The sequence below is a fragment of the Ureibacillus aquaedulcis genome (genome assembly GCF_030418165.1).
In the GTDB taxonomy this organism is placed as follows: domain Bacteria; phylum Bacillota; class Bacilli; order Bacillales_A; family Planococcaceae; genus Ureibacillus; species Ureibacillus aquaedulcis.
In genome coordinates, this window is sequence record NZ_JAUHTQ010000005.1 from 232,440 (window position 1) to 238,831 (window position 6,392).

The 6,392-nt window shown below is 38.5% G+C and carries 5 protein-coding genes; all 5 read right to left on the minus strand.

Annotated elements, in window-relative coordinates:
- Positions 1–21: 21 nt before the first annotated feature.
- A complete protein-coding gene (gene menH / locus QYB95_RS09440; protein ID WP_301138084.1) occupies positions 22–840 on the minus strand; it encodes a 2-succinyl-6-hydroxy-2,4-cyclohexadiene-1-carboxylate synthase in 819 nt (272 codons plus the stop codon).
- Positions 837–2,552: a 2-succinyl-5-enolpyruvyl-6-hydroxy-3-cyclohexene-1-carboxylic-acid synthase gene (menD, locus tag QYB95_RS09445; protein ID WP_301138085.1), complete on the minus strand. Its 1,716-nt coding sequence runs from the start codon at positions 2,550–2,552 to the stop codon at positions 837–839. The genes menH and menD overlap by 4 nt, the downstream gene beginning before the upstream one ends.
- On the minus strand, positions 2,545–3,930 hold the full coding sequence (locus QYB95_RS09450) for an isochorismate synthase (RefSeq protein WP_301138086.1): 1,386 nt from the start codon (positions 3,928–3,930) through the stop codon (positions 2,545–2,547). Before QYB95_RS09450 ends, menD begins: the two co-directional genes overlap by 8 nt.
- 279 nt (positions 3,931–4,209) lie before the next feature.
- A complete protein-coding gene (locus QYB95_RS09455) occupies positions 4,210–5,136 on the minus strand; it encodes a dipeptidase (RefSeq protein ID WP_301138087.1) in 927 nt (308 codons plus the stop codon).
- 80 nt (positions 5,137–5,216) lie between these two features.
- Positions 5,217–5,738, minus strand: coding sequence for a TraR/DksA C4-type zinc finger protein (locus tag QYB95_RS09460; RefSeq protein ID WP_301138088.1), 522 nt, complete (start codon positions 5,736–5,738; stop codon positions 5,217–5,219).
- Positions 5,739–6,392 lie beyond the last annotated feature (654 nt).

Here is a 6,392-nt window from a genome sequence, read left to right on the forward strand (position 1 = left end):
TTCATTTGTTACGTACTCAGGTTAGCTTTTCTTAATCTTTATAGCATCCTTTACTATTGTAGCAAATTGTTCAGGATTTTCCACATGAATTGCATGACCGGCTTCATTCACTTTAAGATGTCGGGCATTTGGTAAAAGCGCTTGCATTTCTTCAGCAATTTTACAGAACTTTTGATCAAGTTCTCCTGTTATTAAAGTAACCGGCATGCTCAATTCCCCTAAGTTTGACCAAAGTGAGGTTTGAGCACCTGTACCCATCCCTCTTAAGCTATTTGCCAATCCAACCTCTGATTGTGAAAGACGCTCTTTCCTGACCGTTTGCTGAACATCTGGAGGCAACTTTTTTTGAGTTGCAAACAAGGGAATGTCCTCCCACATTTTCACAAAAGATTCCATACCATTTGTTTCAATGCGATTAGCAAGACTTTCATCTGAATCTCGCCTTAAAGTACGCTCTTCTTCGGATTTCAAACCCGGTGATGCACTTTCCAAAATGAGTTGTGAAACTCGATTGGGGAAAGTTTTAGCATATGACAAAGCTACCCTTCCACCCATAGAGTACCCAAGTAATATCACTTCATGAAGATTTAGCTGTTGGAAGGTTTCATCCAATTGCACTATTTGCTTTTCCATTGTATATGCTTCGACATGCGGTGGGGAATCAGTTTGACCATGGCCGATTAAGTCTATTGCAACAATTCGATAATCCTTTATACAGGGTGCTACTTTATCCCATGTTGCGACACTGCCGGTAAAACCATGAAGCATAACGATAGTTTGCTCTAAATGCTCGTTCCACATCTGCACATTTACACTAATTCCCTGAGTCTGAAGCATCATTGCTCCAACTCCTGTTGAATGCGTTGCCAAAGTTTCCGGTGGCTTGCAACATTTTGCTGACGGTCCGTAAAAATTTCAATCAGTCGCAAGGGATTTTTTTGTGGCTCCATTATTTTATTGACTTCTTTAAAATCTTCAATCCCCATATATTCCATTTCATACATTTGGGCAACATCCGCAAAACTCAATGCCGTAGGAGTGCCGAATAAATCCTCATAATATTCTTTAACAGTAGATTGTGCAAGATATGAGAAGATGCCTCCACCATCATTATTAAAAACAATGATATTGAGTTTACAAGGCTGATAACGGGTAGCTATTAAGGCATTTACATCATGCAGAAAAGCTAGATCCCCAATCAGCAGATACATTTCCCGCTCTTTTCTTGCCTCGCTAAATCCGATGGCTGTGGACATTACACCATCAATCCCATTGGCTCCGCGGTTAGCAAAAACTTGGATATCCTTCTTTGTAGGCAGTAAGAAAGTATCGATATCCCGAATCGGCATACTGCTGCTAACAAAGAGGTCGCTATTGTCAGGTAGATTTTCGATCAAGAAACGTACTACTGCACCCTCATCTTGTTCAATTTCTTGATACGATTGAATGTGTTTAGCTGCAAGCTCCTCACTTGTACGCCATTTCAGCAAATACTCCTCACTAAATACCGTATTCTCAATACTTAACTCGCTAATCCACTCTCCAATAGCTGTGTGGATAAAATGAGTAGAAACAGCTGCCGAATCACGGAACATTGGATCTTCATCAATCACTATATAGTTTGTTGGCAGCGTTTCTGTTAGAAAATTAGTTAAAAATTTTGAAACAGGCTGAGCCCCAAAACGAATAACCGTATCCGCAGCAACCTGCTGTTTAAATATTGAGCTCTTTAAAAGGGCGTCATATGTAGAAACGATATACTGTCCACAATCTTCCGGCACATTTGTTCTTAGATTTGAAAGGCTTTCAACCAGCACTGGCCATTTTAATTTACGTATGAACGCCCACATCTGCTGTAGATCGGTACCCAGTGCAAGTTCTCCTACAATGATGAACCCTCTCTGTGTTTCATTGATAACAGCAGTGAGTAATTCTTTTGCTTGCTGTGAAGGTGCAATTTGTCCAACAAGACTATTTCTAAAAGTTTGCTTTGGCAGTTCCTCTTGGAAATCTATCAATAAAGGTTCCCGGAATGGTACATTAAAATGTACCGGCCCAAATGGCGCTGTTGTTGCTATACTAACGCCTCGTGCTATATGTCGTTCAACATAAGGCAATGTCATAGGCGCATCATCAGGAATGGGAAACTCTGCACTCCACTTTACACGTTCACCATATAGTGATATTTGATTAATTGCCTGTGGAGCACCAACTTCACGTAACTCATGCGGTCGATCCGCAGTAATGACGATTAAAGGTACACGGGCATATTTCGCCTCAACTATAGCAGGATAATAATTTGCAGCAGCAGTACCTGATGTACATAATAGAACAACAGGCTTCGCTTTTGCTTTGGCGATTCCAAGAGCAAAATAAGCTGCTGATCGTTCATCCACTTGTCTGTAGATTGATATATTTTTTGTTGACGCAAATGCGTAGGCAAGGGGTGTTGATCTAGAACCAGGGCTGATCACAACATCCTCTACGCCGTTTTGCATAAGTGAAGCAACCATTTTATATACGTAGTTGGTTAATATTTCACGTTCATTCATGTAACTGTCCTCCTAAAGCGCGTAACATTGGACGGAATTTAACTAATGTCTCTTCATACTCTGAATTTGGCTCGGAATCAGCAACGATGCCGCCACCAGCATATAAATACGCTTTATTGTCCTTTAATGCAGCAGAACGAATAGCGACTGCAAACTCCCCGTTCCCTTCTGCATCAATCCAACCAAGTGGTGCAGCATATAATCCACGGTTCATGGCTTCGTTTTCGCGAATAACCGTCATTGCTTCTTGCCGCGGGACGCCTCCTAAAGCCGGTGTCGGATGAAGAAGCTTTACAAGTTGGAGGATGGTTGCTCCTTTGGACAACTTCCCTTCAACTGGTGTATATAGATGCTGGATATCGCGAATTTTCAGGAGCTTAGGTTGTTTTGGCACTGTATATTCAAAACAATTTTTTTCAAAAGTATTTGCAATCATTTCAACAACATATTGATGTTCTCCTAAGTTTTTTGCATCTTTTAGTAAACTCTCTCCCAGCTGCTTGTCTTCCTCGGCTGTTTTCCCGCGTTTAATGGATCCTGCAACACAGGACGAGAAGGCTTTTCCATCCTCCACTTTCACCAATCGTTCAGGAGATGCTCCAAAGAATAATAGATCCTCATGCTCTAGTCCAAATAAATAGCTTTCCGGCTGTTCGTTCACCACATGTGATAATACTTGGGGTGAACTTACTGTATCCTCAAACTCCAGTTCAAGCGATCTAGCGATTACTACTTTTTCTGCTTCATTTGCCTTGATTAGATTAGTTACATTAGAAATTGTTTGCAGATACTCCTGTTTAAATGGCTCATGATAGTTCATCATAAGTGGTTTACTATATGTTTTTAATTCTTTTACTTGCGCAGCATGAATTAAGTGATCGCGTTCTTTTCGCAACTCTTCGAAATCCCCAAGGCTATTTTCTTTATTTGTAATTAAATGAATACTGATATAAGCTTTATCGTTACGAATTACCAGTTGATATGTAGCTACCGAAAAGAAGCTTTGTGGAAAACCGTCCCATTCACCTTTTTTGTCATTCATGGGATCAAAGGTGAACCCGCCAAATAATATTGGTTGAGGTTCTCTTTCTTCCTTCACTATATTTTTCGTTAATGCTTTCCACTGTTTTTCTACTAAGTCAAAACGGTCATTGCCTTCATTATTTTGAATTTTGAATGCATGTCCAAGTCCAACTAATGTGAATGTTTTTTCGCGGTTTTGCCAAAAGAAACGCTGTCCTTTATATTGCAATTCGCCGGCAGCGAAAAATGCCATGGCTGATAATCTACTTACTTCTATTGTTTCAATATAGAAGGATAATCTTGAATTTATTGTTTCCACTTCTACTTCAGTGGTATGCAACCACTTCTGATGCATCGAATTTCCCTCCATCAAAGGCAGTTTATTTACCCAGAAAACTTGGCTAATCTTAATGCCTTTTTATTTGCTGAAATAGTATTCTCCATGCTGAAAATAGCAGAAATACCCTACTTAAAATGTTCATGTGTATTGTTTTCGAATTTACGATATCTATTCTATCATATCACTTTTTTTACATATACAATATCGATATTGTTTCCTCACTGCTTTTTATCTGTAAAGGATGTGTAATCTTGGCAATTAAAAAAGCGAGAGAATTTCCCTCTCCCGCCAAGTTTAGATTCTATTTACAAATTTACTGAAACCTCTATGCGCCATCAAGGAAACCTCTTCAAAGGTAAATGTTTTCAGTAAAGCTTTAATAAAGTTTTGGTACTCCCCAGCATCTGCTAACTTTTCTACCGTGTGGTCCATCCCGTCAAAATCGGAACCAAATCCTATGTTTTGAATTCCGACAAGTGAAGCAATATGCTCGACATGTTTCACTAAATAGGCCATGGAAGTAGTCTCTTTTCCATTTTCGATAAACGGCGGATAGAAAACGACATGCATTCTTCCTCCATGTTTTACTAACTCTTTGATCTGCACATCACTCAAATTTCTCGGATGGTCACAAATAGCCTTGGCATTACTATGGCTTGCGATCAGTTTGTTGCCTAATGGAAGTAATTCAAAAAAACCTTGTTCATTTAAATGGGATACATCGATAATGATATCTCGTTCATTTAATAACTGGACAACCTTTTTTGCAAAAGGTTTTAATCCTTTTGAGGAATCTTCTGAAGCACCAAAGGCAACGCCATTTTCGTGATTCCATGTTAAACCAACCAATTTTACTCCTGCATTTAAAATGTGCTCCAGCTTTTGTAAGTCTTCACCAATACAATCGCAGCCTTCCAAACTCAGTATCGCCCCGATCTGGCCATCCTCAAGTTGCTTTATTTGCTCCCACTCTGTTATGTGTATCATTTCTGGCTCACATAATACTTTTGTATGAAAAGCTTCAATCTGCCGTATTGCGGCTAAGAATTTCTCGTTGTCAGGAAGCTCGGAATGCACAAAGATTGCAAAAACCTGCACCTTCACATTTCCTGCTTTTAATTTCTCCAAGCTTGCATCTAACCGGGCATCACTTCGGAAATTGACATTCTCAAGCCGCGTTAATTTCTCTAATACATCACAATGCAAATCAATAATATTCATGTATCCCCCACCAATTCAATTTAACTATATTGTATAGGAATTGGGGAGAAAAATTCCATACATCTCTTTAGAAAGTTTAGTTATTGATATTTATCTCGGATTGTCGTTTCTTGATTATTTTGATGGATGACTTCTTGCGGTACATCTTGTGGGCTATCAGATGAAGGAAATTCTCCCGAACCATCTTCAAAATCTACAGTCTTCAATGATTTATGTGTAAGCTCATTCATGATTTCTTCTTCTACCGGTCTTGTTTCCATATCAACTTTTTCTTGGCTATGTTCGACACAAGTCAATGTTGTTGGAACTGCTTCAAGACGATCAAAGGGAATTTCTTGATGACATACTTTACATTCACCATAAGTTCCATTCTCCATCGCTTCCAATGCAGCTTCTATTTTGTCTATGCTTTCTTGTTTAAAATCGTCCATAGCATATTCAGTTAATTGTATCGTTAAGTCTGAAGCAATATCACCAGGGTGATTATCATAATTTGATAACTCCGTTCGATCGATATCATCATGCGTTTCAAGACCTTCTTTTAGGTCTTGCAGTTCTTCCAGTAAAGTATCTTTTAATTGTCGCATCTCGGATTGTTTCATGTTGTCGTCCTCCTTTTTCCTATTTTTAAGGTTTCCTTTATTTAACTTTTTAAACATAGTAAAATTTGTACAACAAGTGAATAAACTAGTTGATTTAACACTTATTTTTAGCGTGCCACCTCTCTTTATGTGAGACATATCTATTCAAGAGAGATGTTATTAAGTCATTAAACAAATTGTCCATCGTTCCGCTAATTTGAAATCCATCATAACTTGCAACCTTCTACTAGTTATCCCTGCACAAGTCTAGGAATTTTTAAACAGGGGGCATTCGTTTTGCTAAGGATTGGTTACTACCTGCTTTTGAAGGAATAACAAGTGCTTATAAAGCCAAATATGATTTGCACGTGAACAAAACTTATGTACTGATCATTCACTATTCCGATGTTAAAATGGTAAATAGAAGCCTCCAGTTCAGTATTAAAAGTGTTCCAGTTTAAGGTCCAACTCCCCTTTTTTAAAAAACGGGTTCTCGAAGGGTGTTCCATCCTAGAAGAATTTATAACTGCTTTTAACTAAATTGTGATTGGGTGATGATAACTCGCTGGAAATCAAGATCTGGTAGGATACTTAGTAAAACCTTAGAAGTTCAGTTAATAACAAAAAAATGTCCTAAAAGTTTGCTAACAAACTTTTAGGACATTTTCTTTTAAA

What these genes read in the sequence shown, in the direction of transcription:
- menH (WP_301138084.1), bottom strand. Translation starts at nt 840, where the DNA reads ATGATGCTTCAGACTCAGGGAATTAGTGTAAATGTGCAGATGTGGAAC.
- menD (WP_301138085.1), bottom strand. Translation starts at nt 2,552, where the DNA reads ATGAATGAACGTGAAATATTAACCAACTACGTATATAAAATGGTTGCT.
- QYB95_RS09450 (WP_301138086.1), bottom strand. Translation starts at nt 3,930, where the DNA reads ATGCATCAGAAGTGGTTGCATACCACTGAAGTAGAAGTGGAAACAATA.
- QYB95_RS09455 (WP_301138087.1), bottom strand. Translation starts at nt 5,136, where the DNA reads ATGAATATTATTGATTTGCATTGTGATGTATTAGAGAAATTAACGCGG.
- QYB95_RS09460 (WP_301138088.1), bottom strand. Translation starts at nt 5,738, where the DNA reads ATGAAACAATCCGAGATGCGACAATTAAAAGATACTTTACTGGAAGAA.